This is a genomic window from Dolichospermum sp. LEGE 00240, from assembly GCF_015207875.1.
Lineage (GTDB): Bacteria > Cyanobacteriota > Cyanobacteriia > Cyanobacteriales > Nostocaceae > Dolichospermum > Dolichospermum gracile.
This window is the reverse complement of the sequence record NZ_JADEVZ010000007.1, coordinates 85,754-107,915: the sequence shown is the minus strand read 5'-3', so window position 1 is coordinate 107,915 and position 22,162 is coordinate 85,754. Positions and strand designations below refer to the sequence as shown.

Here is a 22,162-nt window from a genome sequence, read left to right as displayed (position 1 = left end):
TAATTGGTATGAAGTGCAAAGAAACTTATTCACTTTAGTTGTGCGCGACTACATTGTGGACAATCTTACCAATGCTTGTGCTGCTTCATCAACATAGATTCATTTTTTTGTCAATGCGTAAGTCCTATAATTTACTAAATTGCCCAAAAATGGTACATGGGTAAAAGACACTTAGCGAATATGCACTGGTACAGCAACAAATCCGTTTCCGGGGTAGGTCTCGCGCTCCAGCGGATCGGGTGAGGCAAGTGATATCTCAGTGGTGTGTGCGAGTAGCGTTTCGATGGTCACGCGCAACTCTAGCCGAGCGAGCGGCGCTCCCAGACAGTAGTGAATGCCCGCACCGTAGAGCAGGTTGGACTGCTGATCACGCTCAAGCCGGATCTCCTCTGGGGCATCAAACGCTTGCGGATCACGGTTAGCGGCGATCCACATCAGCGAGATCCGCTCGCCCTCAGTAATTTTACGACCGTTAATCGTGGCTTCCCGCGTTGTTGTTCGGGAGTTAGCAACCAATGGACCGTCCACTCGTAGAATCTCATCCATAGCGGCGGGAATTAGCTGCGGCTGTTCGCGCAGACGGCGTTGAAGGTTTTGATCCTCCGCTAGATGTGCAATCACAATGCTCATTGCTGCGGTTACAGTGCCATGCCCTGCAATCCAGTTCCGCAGCACGGCGATGATGTCCTCATTGTTCCATCGGTGACCGTTTACCTCGGTTATCATTAGCTGGCCGGTAACATCGTCCCGGATATCCTGACGACGGTGATCCTCAAGTGCCTCAGTTACAATCGCAGCGTATTCCTCCGCGATCATCTGCATAGACTCAGTATCGGGATGGACTGTGGACGCACGATTACTGTGGCTCCAGTTGCGGATGCGTTCCCACATCTTCTCCGGCCAGCCGAGAAACGCACACATCGTTCGGAAAGCGATCGGCTCGGCAATGTCCGCCACTGCATCAGCCGTACCCGGAAGGGCGATCGCTTGCATCGTATTCGTGGCGATTTCCCGGCACGTCGGCTCGAATCCTGCCATCTCGGATGCGGAGAAGTAAGGTGCTAGAATCTCGCGGTGTTTCGCGTGTTCAACCCCGTTCATGGAATTCGGGATGGCACGATGCGGTGAGGCGTTGATAAAGGTGTCCGGGTCATCAATCACTGCGACAACATCTGCGTGCCGGAAAAGCGACCAGTGCATCGTATCGCTGTGCGCGACGGGGCATCGTTTACGCATTTTGTCGTAAGCATGACGCTTATCAGCTAACACCTCTGTATCCTGCGGATTCCAATCCTGTAGTGGAGTGTGGTCAGACATGGATGCTCCTCTCGCACGATTGCGAATATACAATTACATTGATTAGTAATTAATACCAATTACTAACCAATAAAACCTAGCTTATAAGTTTAAAAATTGTACTCTAACTTAAGTATGAAACTGGACTTTGGTTAAAGGTCCTATTGAGCGTAATTAGTGCGACCGCAAATCTCGCAAAATACTTTCATGAATAGCTTTAGAGAGTGGAGTTTCAAGAAATAACCCGTCCTCAAAAGGATATAGAATTTCGGGCTTTTTGTTAACAATTAAATATTCTCAAGAGTTTAGATTTATGTCTCTGTGTGAATACAAACCCGGAACTACCTTCCCCGGAGTCATTGGCCGGACAAAAGCGATTATACTAAACTAATCTTTTTGGAAGTATAAGACACAAATTGTCTTTTGCTTTTCTGTTCTTGTGCTTTTAAATCTTGATAAATTTCCTTTAAATCGTAGTTAAATTGTCGAGAATGTGCTTCCCTCGTCTGACGAATTTCTTCTACAATTGGATCTTCCCACATCAATTTTACCTCTCTATAAGTTCTTCAGGAGTACAAATGATTACAGGTTCGTAGCCTCTAGAAAGTTATGTGGAACTCTATTCTAAATGGTCATCCTTGGGTTAAAAAATTAGAAACCGACATTTAGATTATCTGTATCCTTAGTAAGTAAGTTAAATAGTTCTTCTAAGGACAAGTTTAGAAGTAATGACAGACTTTTCATAGTTGAAGGACGGATTACTGGGTCTTTTTCTTCAATCAAAGTTAAAATTTCTTCTGCTGAAATACCAGCGCATAGAAAATAATCTCTTCCTTTTTCGATCAAAGTATTCCAGATAAGAGATCGCAAATTATTTGCACTCTCTTTATCATCTGTTATTTTATCCTTATGACTCATATAAAGGTCTTCTCTGGGTATATTGTTCTGATGTAGTGAAAAATCTAAACTGAGCTTAACTGGTTCGGCTTTTGCTGTGCGTCTGTAGTTATGATAATCTTCCACTACTTTTTCACCCACTAATTTAAGTTGCTCAAAAGTGTAGTCCTGAGTGAAACAGGAAATAAACTTTAAATTATATTCTTGCAAAGTAGCTGCTGATTTTGTTTTATTCCAAGGGTTTCCGGTCTTAACTAAGTGATTGACTCCCTCGCGTGTTATTGGCATTTCAGGATCTCGAACGTCATCACAGCCAAATAAGTCACGTAACACTTTCATGAACATATCATAAGATAGCCCATGTGAGTCAGGGTACAAGTTGCGTTCAGCAATTATCTTATTCGATTTTTCTCTCACTTCTGCATAGGCATGGGGTGATAGTTTACTTTGTCTTAACCTTTTTGGCTGTCCAGGTTTATCAGAGGGACATGGATGGGTTAGTAGTTCTTTGGAAACAGGAATATATGGTTTTTTTATTATTTTGACTAATAACTCACCAAATTCTGTTTCTCTTGGTTGATCTGCGGTCATTGTATTTTACTCCAATTAGGTTATTTGTTTCAATGGGTGATTGTATAACATGATGTTAGTAGTGAGGTTGTTTTAACCTCTTCTTTAGAGAAGAACATTATTTTATTAAAATTTCAAAGAAATTTAAAAATATTTTATTGTTTAGCTGGCACTGTTCCGCTATGTCTCTGTCTGGTCTTCTGTATGTCGGGTTATGTGTTCATGATTATTTTACTCTATTTCGTTATTTGTTTCAAGAACTGCTAATACATCTATCTGATCGTATCTCTTAATACTCGCGTAACTCATGAGTATAGAAACGCAAATCTATGAATTTATGAATTAACCCGTCCTCAAGAGGATATAAGATTTCGGGCTTTTTGTTAAAAATTAAATATTCTCAAGAGTTTAGATTTATGTCTCTGCGTGAATACAAACCCGGAACTACCTTCCCCGGAGTCATCGGCCGGACAGTTGATAAATCCAGTCCAGCTTGGCCAGAACCATTACGGGCAAAAGAAAATACACCAAACGTCCTATTTATCGTTTTCGATGATACAGGATTTGGACAATTTGGAAGTTACGGAAGTCCCATCAAAACACCCAACTTAGACGCACTAGCCGCCAATGGTTTACGCTACAACAACTTACACACAACGGCTTTGTGTTCTCCCACCCGTTCTTGTCTGCTAACTGGGCGCAATCACCATTCTAACGCCATGTCCTGCATTACAGAAGGGTCTACGGGTTATCCCGGAGGTAATGGGAATATTCCCTTTGAAAATGGGTTTCTCTCAGAAATATTACTCCAAAAGGGTTATAACACCTATGCGTTGGGAAAATGGCATTTAACCCCCTCAGACCAACTTTCAGCCGCCGGACCCTATGATCGCTGGCCTCTCGGTCGCGGTTTTGAGCGTTTTTATGGCTTTTTGGGCGGAGAAACCCACCAATATTATCCAGATTTGGTTTATGATAATCACACCGTTAAGCCAGAAAAGACCCCCGCAGAAGGCTATCATTTAACGGAAGATTTAACAGACAAGGCCATTAGCTTTATCGCTGATGCCAAGCAGGTTGCCCCAAATAAACCCTTTTTCATGTATTTCTGTCCGGGAGCGATGCACGCCCCTCATCATGTCCCCAAAGAATGGGCTGATGCTTACGCGGGACAATTTGATGATGGTTGGGAAGCTTACAGGGAAAAGGTTTTTGCCCGTCAGCAGGAAATGGGGATTGTTCCCGCAGATGCCGAACTTTCTCGCCATGATCCCGATGTCCCGCGCTGGGATACTCTCTCTGCCGCAGAAAAACGGCTTTATGCCCGGATGATGGAAGTATATGCTGGTTTTTTAACCCATACTGACTACCATATCGGTCGTTTACTCGATTTCCTCAAATCTATCGGTGAGTTCGAGAATACTGTAATTATGGTGATTTCCGACAATGGCGCAAGTTCGGAAGGGGGACCGACTGGTTCAGTAAATGAGAACCTGTTTTTTAACAATGTGCCAGAATCCCTAGAGGAAAATCTCAAGGCCTTGGATAAATTAGGTAGGGCTTGCTGAATAAACATAAAACCGGGACAAATAAATGACTTGATGGGGATAGAAAGTGAAAAAGGTGCAAGAAAAAGAGTTAAAATGGGTAAAACCTCTTGCATCAAGGCGTATTAAGATGTATAGAAAAGCGCAAGAACAGGAAACAGCACCAGAAAATTTTGAATTACCCTTTGAGGAGAAATTGGCATTAGACAACCGATGGGTAATCATGGCAAAAATGATTCCTTGGTCAGAATTTGATGGCGAATACGCAGCAATATTTTCAGAAAAAATAGGCGCGCCAGCTAAAACATTTAGGATGGCACTGGGGGCATTAATAATCAAAGAAAAGTTAGGAATAAGTGATAGAGAAACAGTAGAACAGATCAGGGAAAATCCTTACCTACAATACTTCATAGGGATGTCAGCCTATAGTAATAAACCACCATTTGACCCTTCAATGTTAGTTCATTTTAGAGAAAGAATAGATATAAATCTAGTTAACAAAATCAACCGAGAAATAGTAAAACAGGCGTTAGAAATATTAGAGGAAACAGTACAAGAAAAAAAGTCAGAAGCAGAGGATTCAAAAAGTGAACCGACCAATCGGGGAAAATTAATATTAGATGCCACTTGTACACCAGCAGATGTCAGTTATCCCACAGACTTAGGATTATTAAATCAAGCTAGAAAGCACACAGAAACAATTATAGATATTCTCTATAAATCTCTAGAAGTAAAAACTATAAACAAACCAAGAACTTATAGAAATATAGCTAGAAAAAATTATTTATTAGTGGCAAAAAAAAGAAAACCAACCCTTAAAGAAAAAAGAAAAGCTATCAAAGTTCAACTCCAATATATTAAGAGAAATTTAGGTCATATTCAACAGCTAATAGAGCTAGGAGCGTCACTAGAAAACCTGAGTAATAGGCAATACAAAATTTTGCTAGTAGTAGAAGAAGTATATCGTCAACAACTTTGGTTATATGAAAATCAAAAACAAAGCATAGAAGACCGGATAGTTAGTTTAAGTCAACCACATATCCGTCCGATTATTCGGGGAAAAGCGGGTAAAAAGACGGAATTTGGAGCTAAGTTATCAGCCAGTTGCCATGACGGATATGTCTTTATAGATCATATAAGTTGGGATAATTTTAACGAATCAGGAGACTTAAAATCACAGGTGGAAGCATACAAAACTTTCACGGGATATTATCCAGAATCAGTCCATGCTGATAAAATTTACCGGACTAGAGACAACCGGGCTTGGTGTCAAGAAAGAGGAATTAGACTTAGTGGACCACCTTTGGGGAGACCACCCAAAAATGTTAGTAAAGAAAATAAGAAACAAGCCGCTGATGACGAAGGTATTCGTAATTGTATTGAAGGTAAATTTGGGCAGGGTAAACGAAGATTTAGTTTGGGTAGAGTCATGGCTAAACTTCCTCATACCTCTCTGACTACTATTGCTATTACTTTTTTAGTTATGAATCTTTCTACCTTACTATCAAGGGGTTTTTGCGGATTTTTATGGCAATTTTTCCAAATAACCTCTGTTTTCTCTAATTTGATGAGAAAAAATGATGTTTTACATGATTTTAAACAACAAAAACTTATCTTTGCTTTTGCCTAACTACCTGGGCAATTTTTTTTTGCATTTTTCCACTTTTTCAGCAAGCCCTAGGTAGTGCAGAAACTTTTAATCATTATGCTTGGGGCTGGACTTGGGCAGGGAATACGCCTTTTAGACGGTGGAAACGGGAAACCTATCGGGGGGGAATTAGCGACCCTTTAATTGTCCATTGGAGTCAAGGTATTGAGGCTAAAGGGGAAATTCGGACTCAGTACGCTCATGCTATTGACCTTGTGCCGACGGTGCTGGAATTACTGGAAATTGAACCACCGACAACGATTAAGGGTGTGACTCAATCCCCCATTGAAGGTGTCAGTTTTGCCCATACTTTTAATCATAGTACCGCACCTACTAAGCATATTACCCAATATTTCGAGATGATGGGACATCGTTCTCTTTACTATGATGGTTGGCGGGCGGTTTGTCCTTGGCCGGGTCCTTCATTTACAGAAGCGGGGCAGTTTTTTGGTGAGGCGATTTCGGCGGAAACTCTGACGGATTTGGATACTCATCATTGGGAACTGTATCATGTCGCCTCAGATTTTGCGGAAAATCACAATATTGCGGCTGATAATCGTCCTAAGTTAATTGAGATGATTGCTACTTGGTATGTGGAAGCTGGTAAGTATAATGTATTGCCTGTGGATGGACGTGGTGTGCAACGACTGGCGGAAGAACGCCCGCAAATTACGGTCAATCGTAGCCGCTATGTTTACTATCCTGATACTCAAGCAATTCCCGCCGGTAGTGCGGTGAGGGTGTTAAATCGTCCCCACAGTATTACGGCTGATGTGGAGATTCCCCCAGGTGGCGCTGAAGGGATATTACTGGCTCATGGGGGTAATGATAGTGGTTATTCTTTCTATGTCAAAGATGGCAAACTGCACTGGGTTCATAATTATGTGGGGCGATCGCTCTATCATGTAGAATCTGGGTCATCTGTGCCGGTAGGTCGTCATCAGTTGCGTTTTGAGTTTAAAGTTACTGGTCAACCAGATTTAGCGAAGGGAAAAGGAACGCCAGGACGCGCCCAATTGTATATTGATGAAAAATTGGTCGGGCAGATTGATATGCCTGTAACTACTCCTTTAGCACTAGGTTTGACCAGTGGTGTCACCTGTGGAATTGCCCCTGGTGCGCCTGTTACACCGGATTATGAACCGCCTTTTAAGTTTACGGGTAAGATTTATAGTGTGATGGTGGATGTTAGTGGCGATTTGATTCAAGATCGGGAAGCTGAAATGCGGACTATTATGGCGCGACAGTAGGCGTTACAGAATTTTAGGTTGGGTTAAGCGACAGCGCAACCCAACAGCAGCATATAAGAGAACTCAACAGAATGATTGTTCTAGTTAGTTATATTCTCACAACTAATTTAACAATTTTGTCAGGTTTTTCCTAGCCTACAGGTTTCCTCTTGTGAAAATCTACTTTTATTATATTGGTGGAATTTAGGGATACATTATGAGTTTATTGAGCATTTGGTACGTCTTGCTAAGGCTCAAGCTTTGCTCAAGTTACAACAAGGTGCATGAGTAAAACTTATATTCCTACTAATCTACGACAAATTGTATTTGAACGCGCTTAGGGGTGTTGTGAGTATTGTCTAATTCCAATCAGCAATTCCTAGGTCGCGCTAGTTCCCTTCGGTACGCAATGCGTTCGCTATCGCCTCCATTCCCAAACGTTTTAATACCTGTAATACACTATAAAGCTCATTATCAGGATTTACCAAAGAAAACAGCCGTGAATTAGCATATTTATGTTCCAATACCTTTAAAAATAAAAACTCATTACCATTGGTAATCATGCCAAAGGTTGGTAGCACAGTTTCCTCATTACCCAACATATAAGCCAAAGCTTGAGGAATTGCGCGTGTCACCGCAAAATCACTCCGTTTTGATTCAATTACCAACAACCAAAGCCGATTTTTTAACACCAAAACATCAATCCGCCCCCGAATAATCGTTCCTTCATCCTCCATTTCTAAAGCCACACCCGTTTCTGTTTCAATCCTAAACGGTTTATGATAAAAACCAGCTAAATCTAACAAGGGCGCAAGTACCACCATCTTCACCGTATTTTCTAGCATTGGGGGATCATCCATCAATTCTAAAAAATTAGCCTTCACCCGATCTAATAAATGTTGCTCTTCTTTGTTCAAAGCCTCAAGCCCATCCAACCACTCAGGAAAAAAAGTAGCATCTTGAACGATTTGAATGCCAAAATTTTGCTTTAATTCCCGTAGCGTCACATCCTTGGCCGCAATAGACTGAACCATCTTGATATTTCTCCTGACGAAATTTTAGGCTCCAGTGTACAGAAAAAGCTATTAAGCCTGAAACCTTTGCTCCCGTATTTCTCACATATAATGTAATCGCAAGTTGTATAACCCGGATAGAGAATCGGTTTCAGGCATTTTTTACGGAGTTGACTTTTGATGTAGGGTGAAACTCCAGAATCCAGATTTTATAAGGGTTTGAGAATTTTGGTGAGAAATCCGGGTGATCTAACTAAATTTGGTTCTACCGTTTCCCTTATGATCAAACATCCCTTTTAGGTATCTAAAAACGTTGCTGTACATGGGTTTAATCTAAATTAATAAGCGATAGCGAACGCATTGCGTCCCAGAGGGAACTAGCGCGACCTAGGAATCGCTATTTTTGAGGAATATTAAAGCCTCAAACCTAATCATGATAAGGGTTTACGCCATATTTTTCCGGGAAAATCATCAAGGGAGCGGTAGAACCCTAAATTTTAGTTTAAAGTAGTATCCCCGCGCCTCAATAACCGACAAAACTAATTAGTAAATCATAGTACAAGTACTTAGTGGTGCAGAAAACTTTTTTGAGTTTCACAATGAAAAGCCTGAAGGGTTAAAATAGAAGCTGAAACCCAATGACCTCGTTCGATGTCTTGAGAAATCCCAAATCCATTGTTTCGGGTATAATCCTTTATTTATAGGTGTTTCAGGGGTTTTCTGCACCACCAAGCATTACCAGAATCCAACCCAAATTCTTTTGTATCGAAAACGTTACCGGATTACTCACCTGTCCAAACTACCCAGAACAACCATCAGGGTCATATTTTACAGGCGCGATCGCAACCATTGACAGCTAAGGGTACGATGCGGAATGGATTTGTGTATGTTCAGGACACTTTACCGCCCCCTTCCTTAGAGAACGATTACTTTTGGTTGGAATATGGAAAAACCGTTCTGTGGGAGTCCCCAACAAAATAGTTCATGCTGTGGGAAACATGATCAACAACGGCAATACTACACAAAATATAAGAGAATTTATAGCACTCAGTAAAAACTCCAGGAAATCCAATCAATAGTAATTTTCCTCTAAGAATTTTTTTCAGTTAATTCCACAGTGCTAATTTAAACTTAGTATCTCAATAAAAAAAACTCCCAAAATGGAAGTTTGTGTAATATTAAATTTGTACTGTTTGTTTTTGCTGTAGCCTTATCTGTCGTTCTGGCATTAATTGAAGTGGTGTATTAATAGGCGAGTATTTACAATAACAAATCACTATCATATCGAACCCCATACTCACCTGGTTGACGCTTATCAGCCCGGAAAACAATCCATTTACGCATCATCTTTTTCCTCTGTATCGTAATATGATTTGGGAAATTCTGTATCGCCTTCAAAAATACAGTCTACTGGCAGTATATCGTTACCAGTTTCTTCTAAATAAAAATATGGTTATTTCAGAACTTGAACAACAACTTCTTCAACTTTCCCCCAATGATAAACTTTATGACTCAACCATCTTTACCACAACCACAATTAGAACCCAAGGGTATCACCTTTGACCAATATGTAGAATTTACCCCACAAAAACTAGAACTAAGTAACGGATATATGGGGTATGGTGGACAAGATAATCTAGGTTTTCATTTGTCCGTACTTACTAATATGGGGTTATTAAAAGCAGCTCAACATATAAATTTAGCACTGTGGATAGAAGCTCTGGACTGTGTGTTTAGAGAAAAACTAGCAAAAGTTAATGCTGAACCAGAAGTAGCAGAAGCAATGTTAAATAGATTTAATCAGGCAATGTTAGATTTGGAAGCAGTGATAGAATATTTGGCGGAATAACGTACCTTTGGGATTTTCCTCTAAGAATCACCGGGGGTACTGAGAAATTCTTAGAGGAAATGCCAAAGTAATTATCATGTTAGTATAATTGCTGGGAAATCTATCAAGAAAACCATTAATGAAAATTTAGCTGTGATGTTGGGGGAACTGCAAGCGCAGATATATTGGTTACATGATGCTGAGGAGTTTACAGAATTAGCAAATGCCGCTGCTGGTATCTATGCAAAACTTGGTTATAGTCAGGAACAGTCAGAAACTGCTGGTAAATTAATCTTTCTGATAAAAATACGATTTTTTAATTATTTACGCCACTTGGATAAAGATTTATAGGGTAATGGTGAATATTGTCGTTTAGCGATGCCTTCAGCGATCGCTCATAGTTTACGTTCTCAATAGGCGATCGCTTTCAGGACTCTCACAGGCGATCGCTCTGTTAATGTTGGGTTGCGTTAGTTAAGCTAACTCATAAGATTTACCATGTTAGTTGTCATATAAGTATTCAGTTATAGATTCCGATATCTGTTGATTCTTCTCCTCCGAGATATTAAGCTGATCACTAATTTCATTCAGCCAATTAAAATTTCTCATCATAAAAGCGGCTCTATCATATACATCAATACTAATACGATTGCCAATTATATTAATACCACAAACACATGACATGAGTAATTTCAAGCTATGTGAACTAGGATGATGTTTTAGGAAGAAAAACCAATATTTGACCATAGGTTCAAGTGCTTGTAAATAATGGCGAACCTCCAAAATCTCGTATAGCTCTCTAGGATCTGACTCGTACCCATAAATACAAAATTCTACGCTACTCTGACACTTTCGAGCTACAGCAGAGTTAATAAGGACTCGATCAAAAAATTTAGTTGGACCTGAAAAGTTTTGAGCCTCAATTTCATTACGAGAAATCACGCAAATAAGAGGATTGAGATCCTTGCCCAACAAATTGTTTAATTTCCAATACCAATCTATCTGATCATTAAAGTCTTTCTCTTCACCTACTAATGATATCAAAGAGGATTTCGCTTCTAGTGTCAGCTTTTGTGATTGGGGTATTGGCATTCTCCAGCCATCACCATACTCTTCAGTATCATTAATATCAAAATGTCTCCAGAAAAACTCTTCACTTTCCGGATTCACAAGTATTATAACTACGGGAACTGAAAAATTTAACCACAAATTTAAATGCTTGTTCTCTCCCTGATACAAATATTCACCATATTTTGATGATTTTTTAAAGTAACTGCTTCCGCACTTAATCTGAACCGCAAATGTACGCCCAGTAACTTGATTGTTGTCATTGACTATATCTACATATCCATCAATACCAAAATCTTGTTCTTGGTGTACACGACGGAAGATCCATTGAAAGTCTTGGGAAAATAGGCGATTAACGAGGATTACACCCAATTCTCCCATTTGAGCGGAGTTAGAAAACTTTGGAAAGCCTGCCATATATAATATTAACCAATTAACGGAAAGATAAAGAGTCTCAGCATTTTGGTCTTAATATCAAGAAATATTCTGGATATCATCGGTATTCAACTATTATACAGAAATTTTCCGTATCATATCGGTATATCCATTACTGGTATCCAGCAATTTTCCTACAAGATTCAAACTTCCCAATGTTATAAAATAGATAAAAGCTCAACCCTAACTCTATACTCAATGAGTCTCCATCCCCTCTTAAAATTTGACATTTCTGAACTCAGCATTGCCGAACGTATCCAACTTGCTGAAGATTTATGGGACAGCATCTTAGAACAGCAAGAAGAACTTCCCTTGAGTCAAGCACAACAACAAGAATTAGAGCGACGGTTAGAAAATTACGAAAAAAACCCTACAACCGGTTCTAGTTGGGAAGACGTTAAAAAACGGTTAGGATTTTCCCAATGAACTATAACCTGATTATTCAGCCAGAAGCAGAATACGATATCCAAAATGCTTTTGAGTGGTACGAATCCCAAAATCCGGGTTTAGGTTCGGAATTTGTTCGTGCTGTTGATGCTTGTCTGTCTGGAATTGGAAGACAACCCCTTGCTTACCAAGTTACCTACAAACAGGTAAGAAGAGTATTAATCCGGCGATTCCCTTATGTAATTCTCTACGTTTTTGAACAAGATACTGTTTTTGTATTTGCTTGCTTCCATGCAAAACGTGATCCAAAACAGTGGTTAGATAGAATTGAATAAAATTTCTCTTTGTTCCTAGCGAGTCAAGTTTTAGATTAAGGCACAAAATATAAAAAAATTTTAATATCATCTTTTTATCGTTTCGTAGATGTGCCACTGTGGTAATTTAGGTATGTTTAGTAAGTAAAAGGGAAAAATCATGTTAAGTGTATATCATAGAAAAAAGTTACTCCATTACTTTTACTGTCTGGATGCTGATAATTCGGGCTTCATTAGCAAAGAAGATACTGAGATTTTGGCTGAGAGGTTCGCCAACATCCGTAACGCAGAGATTGGTTCAGAGATTCACAAAGATTTGTTGTTTAAGTGGCTTTATATTTGGGAGAATTTTTGGTCTAAAGCGGATTTGGATGGAGATGGTAAGGTCAGTCCTGAAGAATTTTGTCAGGGTATAGAAAAGACGGTTTCAAATCCAGATGACAACGACCCTTTAATAGAAACTTTGTTTGACATTATTGATTTAGACAGTGATGGTCATATATCAGAACAAGAACATCGTCTCTTCTTCAGTATGTTTGACCTAGATGCTGAAAAATCAGCTTTTGTTTTCTCCAAGCTTGATATAGATCAGGACGGTATCCTCTCTAAAAAAGAGTTTGTTTCGGCTAAGAAAGAATTTCTAACAGAAAAAGAACCTGGTGCTGTAGGTAACTGGTTTTGGGGTCAGGTGGATGGTTCTATGGAGTAATGATGAGTCTCCATCCCCTCTGAAAATTTGACATTTCTGAACTCAGCATTGCAAAACATATCCAACTTGCTGAAGATCGATGAGATATATTCAACATGGCTTAATTATTTGATTCTGTGGGTGGGGGTTTAGTAGTGCTAAACCCCTTGTATCGTAATCAGGAGAGAAAAGAGTAAAATCTTGAGTCAAACACAAAAACAAGAATTACAGCGAAGGTTAGGAAATTACGAAAAAACCCATGATATGGCGTGGTTTATTATATTTTAGTCATACAAATAAGAATATATTAAATTTTGTAAAAAAACTACAGTAAGTATACCCTGTCCATAAATAATGAGTTTTTGGATATATCTCAAACTTATGGGCTGTGCGACATGAAAAAATTACAAAATATATTTTTCTCCTTACTGATATTCAGTTTAGCATTTCTAGGACAATGGGCATTTTCTTCCCCAAATATTGCCTACGCACAAACGATTCCTAACACTACTTTAAAAGTTGCTCTCTTTCCCTATATTCCTGATTCGGCACAGGATCAATATCAAGCACTATTAACTAGAATTGAAAGTGAATTTGAAACTCAAAATCCTAGCATTGATTTAGTATTGAAACCTCTAAATCCTGATGAAGAAGGATTTTATAATCTAGACACTTTAAAGCAGTGGTTATCTAATTCTACCAATGAACAAAATGGTTATCATCTAGTAGAGATAGATACTTTACTATTAGGTGATTTGGTTAAGGCAAATGTAGCTAAAGCTTGGAACAATCCTGAAAACACCAAAGATTGGTATCCTGCTGGGTTAAATGCTGTAACTATCAACGGAAATATCTACGGTATCCCACATTTATTATGTGGTCATTTTATTTTTTCTCGTAATGATCAAGTAGTCAAAACTAAATCTGTGGACAAAATTTTGACTATTTTACAATCTATAACTCCAGATATACCCAATTTAGCAGGAGATTTAACAGGAAGTTGGAATTTACCAGCTTTGTATTTAGATGCTTGGGCGGATACCTATGGTACAAAAGAAATTGATTCTGCTTTATCACCTAATCTAGATAAGTTAGTAATTAAATCTTTCAAAAAATTTGCTAACAATTGCCAAGTGGGAGATGCTAACCCTTGTTTTGATAAGTATGGCGATGTAGATAGTGGTGCGGAAGCCTTTATTAATAATCAAGTTGATGCCTTTTTTGGTTATTCGGAAAGACTCAGCTATATATTCAAAAATGGCATCAATCCTGATGTCAAATTAGCTTCTTTACCTCTGAGTGAAGGTAGTAATCCTGTGCTATTTGTTGATGCTTTGGTTTTACGCCAAGACTGTAATCAAACTTGTCAGAATGCCGCGAATAAGTTTGCAGCTTATTTGGATAATCCTAACACTCAAGAATGGATTTTAAGTAGTAAAGATGCTGGAGTAAATGGTATACCACGTTATTTAATTCCTGCTACCTATAGTGCTTTTAAAACTGACTCACTCCACAAAGATTCTTATTATAAGACTCTAGAAAAAGTGATCAAAAATGCCGTACCTTATCCTAATTCTGGCTTTCCAGAAGTTCGCAAAACATTAAAGCAATTAATTCTTAAAGAGTTACAACAGGGCTAGGAGTCAGGAGTCAGGAGTAAGAATTAGCAGGAAATCAGAATAGTCTCAAATTTCAGAAAGTGATAGGTTTTTCATGGTTTCAATGCTTATTTCTTGCACCTGATTCACTTTTTTAAACAGGCAACTCTTAAGAGGTTGTTTGAAAAGTCTAAATTCATACATATCTGGGCGGTTAGAAACCGCGTCTACACAGGCGAAACCCACCTGCGTGGGTTTGAAAACCTTAATTTTGTGTTAGTCCACGAAGGTGGACTTTGTTTGTGTAGTTTCTACTTTTCTATGACTACAAGAATTAGAGCGACGGTTAGAAAATTACGAAAAAACCCTACAACCAGTTCTAGTTGGGAAGACGTTAAAAAACGGCATAGCACTTAGCCAGACGTTTTGATATAATCAAACTATCCCATGAAATTTTAAAATTGCATAACTATGCAGACAATCACCCTTGAAGTTACCTCCGAAATTGCCGAAGCTTATCAATTTGCTTCCTTAGAAGAACGTCAACAAATTCAGGAAATTGTTAGCCTTTTACTCAAAAAAGAAAAGGAAAATGACATTGATTTTCTCAGAAAGATTATGGACGAAATCAGCGATAGAGCAACTGCTAGAGGCTTAACACCAGAAATTTTAGAATCAATAATTAATGAACCGTAAACAATATTTAGTTTTAGATACAAATATTCTCGTTAGTGCCGTTCTTGCCAAAACCAGCAAAGCGCGTCAAGCCTTAGATAAGGCACAAGATATAGGAAAGATCCTAATGTCATCTTCTGTTTTATTGGAAATAGAAGAAGTTTTATTTCGACCTAAATTTGATAAATATGTTACGACTATAGAAAGACGATTTTTTCTGAGTAACTTTCTGAAAACAGTTGAGTTTGTAGAAGTTGGAGAAATTATTAATATTTGTCGTGATCCGAAAGATGATAAAATATTGTCTTTAGCGTTGAATGGAAAAGCAGATTATATTATTACTGGCGATCAAGATTTACTTGTTTTAAAGTTATTTGAAGGCGTAGAAATAATTAAAATAGATGATTTTTTAAATCTAGTTCTGTAGTCATATAGGATGGATCAAACTCAACGAGTAGACAACCTGCAACGGCTTCATATAAATTTTGTAGTAATTCTTCAAAAGTATCTCCCTGGGTAGCACAACCGGGAATAGCAGGAACTTCTACCCAGTAAACTTCTGCTTCTTTGTGAAAAATGACTTTTATTGTCATAAATTGAAGTTCAATTTTTCAAGTAGGCAATGATGATACTTTAGCTATATCTCCGTATTTAACACAATTTTCTGATTAAATTTCGTAATACCAAATATCATCTTGTTTCACCATAATCCGGTGCAGAGAAAGTCTATCAATTAATCCTTCCTGTTCTAATTGTCCTAAGACACGAGTGATAGTTACACGAGTAGAATTGATTAGTGCTGCTAAATCTTCGTGAGTCAGACGCATATCAATTAAACGTCCTTTTTCTACTTCTGAACCAAATTTTTTGGATAACCATGCTAATAATTGCATCAGCATAGTTTCTACTTTTCTATGACTGCGAATTAGCATTAATTCTTCTGCTTGTTGAATGTGATCAAGTAAAGTATTTGTTAGTTGATTCCAGTCATCTACAGGTACAATAGTTGCTTCTACATTGGTTAAACACTCAATCTGATAGGGTTTCATGGTGGATAGAAGTTCCCCAACTGTATCTCCAGGACCCCATAACCCTAAAGCTACTGTTGTCCCATCTTCTAAGTAGGTATAATTCATCACGAAACCAGATTCTATTCGCCACAAAGCACCTTTTTTACTTGGCAATAAGCATCGCCTGGTAAAATGCTGTTGAGAGTTATTTGTAGATGTTGCCAGCTTACCTGTGTATAATGACATCAGTATATATTGTATATTACTATTTTCCGATGTACTAGCCGTAGTATATATATATCTGGTGACAAAAAGCTACTGTTTTGGGTGGGGAATTTTTTAATTGTGCCGATTTTTGATCCTTTCGGGACTACCTGTAGGAATTGCAGCGATTAATTTTTGGGTGTATTCTTCTTTAGGGTGGAGATAAATACTTTCAGATGTACCAGATTCTACTATTTTCCCCTGATTCATCACCAAAATGCGATCGCTCAAAAATTTGACTACACTTAAATCATGGGAAATAAAAATGTAAGTTAGTTGAAAATCCGCTTGTAATTCTTTCAATAAATTCAAAACTTGCGCTTGCACAGACACATCTAAAGCTGAAACAGACTCATCACAAATAATAAACTTAGGATTTAAAGCCAAAGCGCGAGCAATACAAACCCGTTGACGCTGACCACCGGAAAATTGATGAGGATATTTTTTCATATCATCCGCACTTAAACCCACCCGTTCCAACAATTCCACTACCCTAGCTTGTCGCTGTTGTTTCGACTTCCCCACCCCATGAATCAACAGAGGTTCTACAATCGCTTCCCCAATCTTCATCCGGGGATTGAGAGAACTAAAAGGATTTTGGAAAATAATCTGCATTTCCCGTCGTAAATGCTGCAAACTTTTCCCAGTCAAGTGCGTAATATCCTGTCCATTAAATAATATTTTACCGCTCATCGGTTCGATTAATCGCAGCAACGTTCTCCCTAAAGTAGTTTTACCGCAACCAGATTCTCCCACCAGTCCCAAGGTTTCCCCCGGAAAAACATCAAAGGAAACCCCATTTACAGCCTTATGGTAACGTTTTGTGCTGCCAAATACTCCCCTGACTGGAAACCCAACTTCCAGGTTACTAACGGACAACAGAGGTGGTTTTGAACTAATATTTGCTAATCTTGCGTCAATCTCTTCCCCAGTAATTTCCGCTGGTTGTGCAGGTTTTTTGGTCTGAATTGTCACTTTTCCCAATTCATCTTCTGTCACATTCATGTAGTCAGAAACAGTCAGTAGTTTGTGGGGACGACGATTCAGACTAGGACGACAAGCTACAAGTCCTTTAGTATAGGGATGTTGGGGGTTATTGAAAATTTGTGCCGCTGCACCATATTCAACAATTTTACCTTTATACATTACCGCTACTTGGTCAGTAATTTCCGAAATTAAACCCAAGTCATGGCTAATAAAAATCATTGCCATATTGCGACTTTGTTGCAGTTCATATAACAATGATAGGATTGTCGCTTGCACAGTCACATCTAAAGCTGTAGTTGGTTCATCAGCAATCAACACAGATGGATTACAGGAAATTGCCATTGCAATCATTACCCGTTGCAATTGTCCTCCAGATAGCTGATGTGGATATCTTTCTAGCATGGCTTCTTTGTGTTCTTTCACCAACTGTGCCAATTTAAAACTACCGGGTGCTGACAAATCATGATCAAGATACTGTTCCTCAATTTGTTCATCACTAGGTAAAAGTTTAACTTCTTGCAACCCGGCGATCGCAATTTTTTTTGCTTCAATTGCATTCACATTTTGATGGCGCATAATAGCTTCTTGCAACTGAAACCCGATACTATAAACCGGATTTAAAGAACTCATTGGTTCTTGAAAAATCATCGCAATATCACCACCTCGATAAAGCTGCATTTCGTCAGGTGATAATGTTAATAAATTCAACGGTTTTCCACTTGTCCGAGAAAATAAAATTTCCCCTCCACTTACTTTTCCCGGATATTGCAACAAACCCATAATTGCTAAAGCCGTAACTGACTTTCCACTTCCCGACTCTCCCACTATTCCTAAAGTTTCACCCTGATGTAGCTGAAAACTAATATCATCAATAGCTTTAACTTTACCGCTATCACTGATAAATTCAACTTGTAGATTGCGAACCCCTAAAATTATTTCTTTCATAAAATTGGCAAATAAATTAATTCAAAATGAAAAATTAAAAAAAAAAACACCTTTAAATCTTGCCTCTTACATCTTCCCCCCTGCCTATTCCCAATTCCCAATTCCCAATTCCCAATTCCCAATTCCCAATTCCTATTACAACTTCGGCAAAACATCTGGTAGTAATTGTCCTGGAAGTTTAGACAAAGCTAAATTTTGTCCTTGAATTCCTAACTCATTGTGAAAAGTCCGAATTGTGTTAACAATATAACCGATTGTTGTTTGATAGTTTTCTGTTTTTCTCTCAAATCCACTTAGCGCGTGTAAATGATTTTCTAAAGCAGCTTCTAAATGTTGAGATAGGGTTTTTTTGTCACCATTAAAAGATAAATTTGTCACTAAATCATGATGAGCTAATGCTAAATTATTGTGTGTCACATATAAATCAAAATTTAAAGGCAGATTACTAAATGAGTGAGCTATATTCACAGCTTCTCCATAGGCATGAATACATGATTTTATAAGTTTTTGTTGATCTTCCTTGGTTGTTTGCGGCTGATTTGCTAAATGCCAGTAAGCGATACCCAGATTATTTTGAGTAGCAGCATAGGCTTGGGGAACATCAACAGATGTCCGATATTTTAGTGCTTCATTATAAACCTGAATTGCTAACTGGAGATTTTCTACTGGTTGTTCGTACTGGGAAAGATTCCAATAGGCAGTACCAATATTATTTTGAATCATGCCATATTTTAGGGGTTCATCTGTCGGTTCATAGTGAATAAGTGCTAATTTATAAGCAGCGATCGCCCTTGTCAAATGTTCCACAGGCTGATTATACTGTCCTAAATGCCAGTAAGCTGTACCTAAATTATTCTGACAAGCAGCATATTTTAAAGGTTCTATATCCTCCTGTCGGTAACGCAAAGCCTGATCATAAGCCACAACCGCCAAATTCCAGTTTTCCACCGCGTCAGCAAACCTAGCCAAATCACCATAGGCAGTACCCAGGTTATTTTGAATACGAGCATAGGTTTCCGGCTGCGTATCACCTGCAATTAACTTGAGCGCTAACTTATAAAAATCTATCCCTTGCTGAATATAAATCTTGGCTTCTTCAGAATTGTCAGGGATACGGTGCAACATCCAGTAAAGAGTCCCCAAATCATTCAAAACATCTGGAAGTTGTGGAGAACTTTCATCATAACTAACAGCCTCCTGATAAGCTAGAATTGCGATCATCAAATTTTCCACCGTTGCTTGTCCTTGCTCAATCTGCAACCGATAGAAATTCCCAAGATTCTGATAAGCTATCCCTAGCTCTTCTCCCTTAGCCTCTTGAATATGTAACTGTTCAATTTCCCCCAGTATTTGTTGAATTTGCTCACTATCATCAGCATTTATGGTTGCCTTAATTAATCCTTGCAACTCTCGATTAATATGAGATAAGGCAAGTTCGCTCTGATTATTGGTAATCTGAGGAGAGGGAACAGGAGATGGTTCTGGTATTTCTGTAATTAAATCTGTAGTTGTCGTTAAAGGTAAATCAGGATTATTTGTGAATTTTATATCTGGAGAAATTTTTTCCTCCTTCACAATTAAATGATCTAAATTTTCTCGTTCTAAACTACGGGAGTCAGCCACAACTTCTGAATAACCCCTATTATCTATAGTTGGTGTCGGTTCTCCCTCAAATACAAATACACCCGTGCGACAATGCCAAAATTTGGGTGCTGATTGCTGAATTGCTGACAACCAAGGACGAGAAACCCAAAATAACAAACTAGATTCTAAAAAACGACTAGATTCATCACCCGATAAATGTTGTTCACTTAAACGGAGATAATTTAAAAACAACCGTTGGACTGCGACTGGTTCTTTAGTCAGCATTTCCACCCCCACAATCTGAAATCCTGGAATTGGTAAAGGACGGCCAGGATTCTCTGTTGAACCTCCAACCAGTGGAGGTGGATAATTAGCTAACCATTGGTTAATTTGTGCAATGGGATTAGGATCACTTAAATTTAAGCGTATTGTCACCAATCGTGGATAGGCTGGAGTGCTAAAATCTCCCACATTGGCGCGTTGATATAAAACCTTACCCACTGGATAAGCAAGGGTTGAGTGTAAGCGTGCTGCTATCCGGTTTCTTAAATGTAAATCATCACATATAGCAAAGAAAATTTGTCTACGTAAACCCAGACTCAAAGCAAGTTTTAGGCGTTGATATACTTGCCGATTCAAACCAATGTTTTCTGTGTGTACGGTTTCATTCACGCTTGTATTTAGTTGGGTTTTACCCCTTGTTTCTGTATACATCCTGACTGAATAAATTAAATATTAATGTCACATCTCATAAATTGGATTTTCACGGAGATGCTCTCTTTTTCAGGATGAATCAAGTTTTACGGGCTAGAATGTCAACAAAAAAGACTATAATTATACTTGTATTTTGCCATTCTAGCAAAAAATCAGGCTCTTGATCAAAATAAGAACCTGAAATCAGGAAAGGCTAATATTTAAAGGACAGTTTTCCAACTAACTAGCACTAGAAACAGAGAAAGCCACAAAAATTACCACACCAACTAAAAACACCGCTGCCAGTCCTAGAACAATGTAAGTACGCTTTTGAGCATTCGTTGGCGGTTCAGCTTGATAAACCTTGGGTTCTTTAGCAAAGTTATTGAGAAGACCACCCTCTTCGTTTGTGTAAGGCATGAAGTGATTCCTTATTATCTTTCTTTACTTAATGTTAAACAAATTTTACAGCACTCTCATAAAAATAAACAAATAATTACATGAATCTAAAGAAGTCAGGAATCACCGAGTAAAACTGGCTTGCTGTCTGGCTTTGAATTTAGATCCTGCACCTCATTAATCTACAATCTGCGGTATCTTGACAAAATAGACAATTCATGTTTTGTTTTGTGCAATTCTATTTTACCTAACTGCTAATTCAGGAATAGAATTTATTCCTAATTGAGTGCGAAGTTCACTAATGGGGACATTCCAAAACTGATCCCATTTTTTGGAGATAAATTTGACGGGAGTATGAGAACCTAGATAATAACCACGAGATATTTCCGTCATTAAAGGTTTGAATTTAGTAGGTTGATAAAGACTAATAGAAACCATGCCAAAACTTACTAACATGATGCTAATAGGTGTAGGAGTTTGTGCTAAAACAAAAGCTTGTAAACCCAATTCACCCACCACATTAGTTTCAAATCCAGTGACTACATGATAAATATCATGGGTAGTTCTCCACAGCATTTTCATATAAGAAATATCATCAACAACAGGCACTTTTTTATAGAAATGAGGATCGAAGCCTCTAGCTTTCATTTCTTTAGCATAAATATGACCTAAAGTTCCTTCGGGAAGTTTGCTTAATTCATCTAAATTTATGGGTTTAGGTAGCCATCGTTCTGTAAATAAAGAGTTGATTTCCGGATCTTTTTTCAGTTCGTCTACAGTTAAATGTGCTATTTCTGTTTGGTCAAGTGCATCTTCAAAATCAAAGATTGGATCAGTTCCAGCATCTTGGGTTCTTAATGCTCTTGAGGCGAGAAATTGAATGTATGCTAAGAGTCCTTTATCATTGTTATAATTAATGATGTTATCCATGATAATTCTCCCTTTTGAGAAGATAGGATTACTAATCTTTTTCTGACCTCATTATTGGGGATAATAGAAGAGAGTTTCGTGTATCAAAAGAGGGATTTATTTATACAATTAATTTTACTTTTGGTAGACATAAAAAAGACAAAATTCAGATCCCCGA

Annotated in this window: 22 protein-coding genes; 11 read left to right on the top strand and 11 right to left on the bottom strand. The window is 38.3% G+C overall.

The window, feature by feature from the left end:
• Positions 1-171 precede the first annotated feature (171 nt).
• The 3 genes from IQ226_RS04150 to IQ226_RS04140 form a co-directional block, all read right to left on the bottom strand.
• Positions 172-1,317 carry a cytochrome P450 gene (locus IQ226_RS04150; protein ID WP_193892453.1) on the bottom strand — a complete coding sequence of 382 codons (1,146 nt, stop codon included), beginning with the start codon at positions 1,315-1,317 and terminating at the stop codon, positions 172-174.
• A gap of 356 nt (positions 1,318-1,673) precedes the next feature.
• Positions 1,674-1,838, bottom strand: coding sequence for a hypothetical protein (locus IQ226_RS04145; protein WP_193892451.1), 165 nt, complete (start codon positions 1,836-1,838; stop codon positions 1,674-1,676).
• 109 nt (positions 1,839-1,947) lie between these two features.
• The gene (locus IQ226_RS04140; protein WP_193892449.1) at positions 1,948-2,784 is read right to left on the bottom strand and encodes a hypothetical protein; all 837 of its coding nucleotides are present in this window, start codon (positions 2,782-2,784) and stop codon (positions 1,948-1,950) included.
• Between the two features lie 395 nt (positions 2,785-3,179).
• Between IQ226_RS04140 and IQ226_RS04135 the strand changes: the two genes are divergently transcribed.
• From IQ226_RS04135 to IQ226_RS04125, 3 genes are all read left to right on the top strand, one after another.
• On the top strand, positions 3,180-4,331 hold the full coding sequence (locus tag IQ226_RS04135) for a sulfatase-like hydrolase/transferase (RefSeq protein WP_228039228.1): 1,152 nt from the start codon (positions 3,180-3,182) through the stop codon (positions 4,329-4,331).
• A gap of 109 nt (positions 4,332-4,440) precedes the next feature.
• The gene (locus IQ226_RS04130; RefSeq protein WP_193892448.1) at positions 4,441-5,940 is read left to right on the top strand and encodes an IS5 family transposase; all 1,500 of its coding nucleotides are present in this window, start codon (positions 4,441-4,443) and stop codon (positions 5,938-5,940) included.
• A gap of 11 nt (positions 5,941-5,951) precedes the next feature.
• Positions 5,952-7,208 carry a sulfatase-like hydrolase/transferase gene (locus tag IQ226_RS04125; protein ID WP_370567075.1) on the top strand — a complete coding sequence of 419 codons (1,257 nt, stop codon included), beginning with the start codon at positions 5,952-5,954 and terminating at the stop codon, positions 7,206-7,208.
• A gap of 368 nt (positions 7,209-7,576) precedes the next feature.
• On the opposite strand, the gene IQ226_RS04120 is transcribed toward IQ226_RS04125, so the two are convergent.
• A complete protein-coding gene (locus IQ226_RS04120) occupies positions 7,577-8,221 on the bottom strand; it encodes a type I restriction enzyme HsdR N-terminal domain-containing protein (RefSeq protein WP_193892446.1) in 645 nt (214 codons plus the stop codon).
• Positions 8,222-9,707: 1,486 nt separating this feature from the next.
• Here IQ226_RS04120 and IQ226_RS04115 point away from each other — a divergent pair.
• Positions 9,708-10,049 carry a hypothetical protein gene (locus tag IQ226_RS04115; RefSeq protein WP_193892444.1) on the top strand — a complete coding sequence of 114 codons (342 nt, stop codon included), beginning with the start codon at positions 9,708-9,710 and terminating at the stop codon, positions 10,047-10,049.
• Between the two features lie 132 nt (positions 10,050-10,181).
• On the top strand, positions 10,182-10,379 hold the full coding sequence (locus tag IQ226_RS04110; protein ID WP_193892442.1) for a hypothetical protein: 198 nt from the start codon (positions 10,182-10,184) through the stop codon (positions 10,377-10,379).
• Between the two features lie 150 nt (positions 10,380-10,529).
• Here IQ226_RS04110 and IQ226_RS04105 read toward each other — a convergent pair whose 3' ends face one another.
• The gene (locus IQ226_RS04105; RefSeq protein WP_193892440.1) at positions 10,530-11,513 is read right to left on the bottom strand and encodes a DUF4365 domain-containing protein; all 984 of its coding nucleotides are present in this window, start codon (positions 11,511-11,513) and stop codon (positions 10,530-10,532) included.
• Between the two features lie 216 nt (positions 11,514-11,729).
• Between IQ226_RS04105 and IQ226_RS04100 the strand changes: the two genes are divergently transcribed.
• The 6 genes from IQ226_RS04100 to IQ226_RS04075 all read left to right on the top strand — a co-directional run bounded on the left by IQ226_RS04100 (position 11,730) and on the right by IQ226_RS04075 (position 15,620).
• On the top strand, positions 11,730-11,957 hold the full coding sequence (locus tag IQ226_RS04100; RefSeq protein ID WP_193892471.1) for an addiction module protein: 228 nt from the start codon (positions 11,730-11,732) through the stop codon (positions 11,955-11,957).
• A complete protein-coding gene (locus IQ226_RS04095) occupies positions 11,954-12,253 on the top strand; it encodes a type II toxin-antitoxin system RelE/ParE family toxin (RefSeq protein WP_193892438.1) in 300 nt (99 codons plus the stop codon). The genes IQ226_RS04100 and IQ226_RS04095 overlap by 4 nt, the downstream gene beginning before the upstream one ends.
• Positions 12,254-12,392: 139 nt before the next feature.
• Complete coding sequence (locus IQ226_RS04090; RefSeq protein WP_193892436.1) at positions 12,393-12,941, top strand: EF-hand domain-containing protein; 549 nt, start codon at positions 12,393-12,395, stop codon at positions 12,939-12,941.
• Between the two features lie 374 nt (positions 12,942-13,315).
• Entirely contained in the window at positions 13,316-14,560 is a 1,245-nt protein-coding gene (locus IQ226_RS04085; protein ID WP_193892434.1) for an extracellular solute-binding protein, read from the top strand.
• Positions 14,561-14,989: 429 nt separating this feature from the next.
• Complete coding sequence (locus tag IQ226_RS04080) at positions 14,990-15,214, top strand: hypothetical protein (protein ID WP_193892432.1); 225 nt, start codon at positions 14,990-14,992, stop codon at positions 15,212-15,214.
• Positions 15,204-15,620, top strand: a complete 417-nt coding sequence (locus IQ226_RS04075) for a putative toxin-antitoxin system toxin component, PIN family (RefSeq protein ID WP_193892430.1) — start codon at positions 15,204-15,206, stop codon at positions 15,618-15,620. The genes IQ226_RS04080 and IQ226_RS04075 overlap by 11 nt, the downstream gene beginning before the upstream one ends.
• On the opposite strand, the gene IQ226_RS04070 is transcribed toward IQ226_RS04075, so the two are convergent.
• From IQ226_RS04070 to IQ226_RS04045, 6 genes are all read right to left on the bottom strand, one after another.
• Positions 15,586-15,786 carry a type II toxin-antitoxin system HicB family antitoxin gene (locus IQ226_RS04070; protein ID WP_193892428.1) on the bottom strand — a complete coding sequence of 67 codons (201 nt, stop codon included), beginning with the start codon at positions 15,784-15,786 and terminating at the stop codon, positions 15,586-15,588. The two genes, IQ226_RS04075 and IQ226_RS04070, sit on opposite strands and share 35 nt — an antisense overlap.
• Before the next feature lie 75 nt (positions 15,787-15,861).
• A complete protein-coding gene (locus IQ226_RS04065) occupies positions 15,862-16,449 on the bottom strand; it encodes a Crp/Fnr family transcriptional regulator (protein WP_193892426.1) in 588 nt (195 codons plus the stop codon).
• A 93-nt stretch (positions 16,450-16,542) separates the two neighbouring features.
• Positions 16,543-18,399 (bottom strand): ABC transporter ATP-binding protein, encoded by a 1,857-nt coding sequence (locus tag IQ226_RS04060; RefSeq protein WP_193892424.1) that lies wholly within the window; start codon positions 18,397-18,399, stop codon positions 16,543-16,545.
• A 135-nt stretch (positions 18,400-18,534) separates the two neighbouring features.
• Entirely contained in the window at positions 18,535-20,697 is a 2,163-nt protein-coding gene (locus IQ226_RS04055) for a tetratricopeptide repeat protein (RefSeq protein ID WP_193892422.1), read from the bottom strand.
• A gap of 219 nt (positions 20,698-20,916) precedes the next feature.
• Positions 20,917-21,096, bottom strand: coding sequence for a photosystem II assembly protein Psb34 (gene psb34, locus IQ226_RS04050; RefSeq protein WP_193892420.1), 180 nt, complete (start codon positions 21,094-21,096; stop codon positions 20,917-20,919).
• A gap of 222 nt (positions 21,097-21,318) precedes the next feature.
• A complete protein-coding gene (locus tag IQ226_RS04045) occupies positions 21,319-22,005 on the bottom strand; it encodes a Coq4 family protein (protein WP_193892417.1) in 687 nt (228 codons plus the stop codon).
• Between the last annotated feature and the right edge of the window lie 157 nt (positions 22,006-22,162).

Excerpts from the sequence above, each read along its gene's own strand:
- IQ226_RS04150 (WP_193892453.1), bottom strand. The coding sequence starts at position 1,317 with ATGTCTGACCACACTCCACTACAGGATTGGAATCCGCAGGATACAGAG.
- IQ226_RS04145 (WP_193892451.1), bottom strand. The coding sequence starts at position 1,838 with ATGTGGGAAGATCCAATTGTAGAAGAAATTCGTCAGACGAGGGAAGCA.
- IQ226_RS04140 (WP_193892449.1), bottom strand. The coding sequence starts at position 2,784 with ATGACCGCAGATCAACCAAGAGAAACAGAATTTGGTGAGTTATTAGTC.
- IQ226_RS04135 (WP_228039228.1), top strand. The coding sequence starts at position 3,180 with ATGTCTCTGCGTGAATACAAACCCGGAACTACCTTCCCCGGAGTCATC.
- IQ226_RS04130 (WP_193892448.1), top strand. The coding sequence starts at position 4,441 with ATGTATAGAAAAGCGCAAGAACAGGAAACAGCACCAGAAAATTTTGAA.
- IQ226_RS04120 (WP_193892446.1), bottom strand. The coding sequence starts at position 8,221 with ATGGTTCAGTCTATTGCGGCCAAGGATGTGACGCTACGGGAATTAAAG.
- IQ226_RS04115 (WP_193892444.1), top strand. The coding sequence starts at position 9,708 with ATGACTCAACCATCTTTACCACAACCACAATTAGAACCCAAGGGTATC.
- IQ226_RS04105 (WP_193892440.1), bottom strand. The coding sequence starts at position 11,513 with ATGGCAGGCTTTCCAAAGTTTTCTAACTCCGCTCAAATGGGAGAATTG.
- IQ226_RS04100 (WP_193892471.1), top strand. The coding sequence starts at position 11,730 with ATGAGTCTCCATCCCCTCTTAAAATTTGACATTTCTGAACTCAGCATT.
- IQ226_RS04095 (WP_193892438.1), top strand. The coding sequence starts at position 11,954 with ATGAACTATAACCTGATTATTCAGCCAGAAGCAGAATACGATATCCAA.
- IQ226_RS04090 (WP_193892436.1), top strand. The coding sequence starts at position 12,393 with ATGTTAAGTGTATATCATAGAAAAAAGTTACTCCATTACTTTTACTGT.
- IQ226_RS04085 (WP_193892434.1), top strand. The coding sequence starts at position 13,316 with ATGAAAAAATTACAAAATATATTTTTCTCCTTACTGATATTCAGTTTA.
- IQ226_RS04080 (WP_193892432.1), top strand. The coding sequence starts at position 14,990 with ATGCAGACAATCACCCTTGAAGTTACCTCCGAAATTGCCGAAGCTTAT.
- IQ226_RS04075 (WP_193892430.1), top strand. The coding sequence starts at position 15,204 with ATGAACCGTAAACAATATTTAGTTTTAGATACAAATATTCTCGTTAGT.
- IQ226_RS04070 (WP_193892428.1), bottom strand. The coding sequence starts at position 15,786 with ATGACAATAAAAGTCATTTTTCACAAAGAAGCAGAAGTTTACTGGGTA.
- IQ226_RS04065 (WP_193892426.1), bottom strand. The coding sequence starts at position 16,449 with ATGTCATTATACACAGGTAAGCTGGCAACATCTACAAATAACTCTCAA.
- IQ226_RS04060 (WP_193892424.1), bottom strand. The coding sequence starts at position 18,399 with ATGAAAGAAATAATTTTAGGGGTTCGCAATCTACAAGTTGAATTTATC.
- IQ226_RS04055 (WP_193892422.1), bottom strand. The coding sequence starts at position 20,697 with ATGTATACAGAAACAAGGGGTAAAACCCAACTAAATACAAGCGTGAAT.
- psb34 (WP_193892420.1), bottom strand. The coding sequence starts at position 21,096 with ATGCCTTACACAAACGAAGAGGGTGGTCTTCTCAATAACTTTGCTAAA.
- IQ226_RS04045 (WP_193892417.1), bottom strand. The coding sequence starts at position 22,005 with ATGGATAACATCATTAATTATAACAATGATAAAGGACTCTTAGCATAC.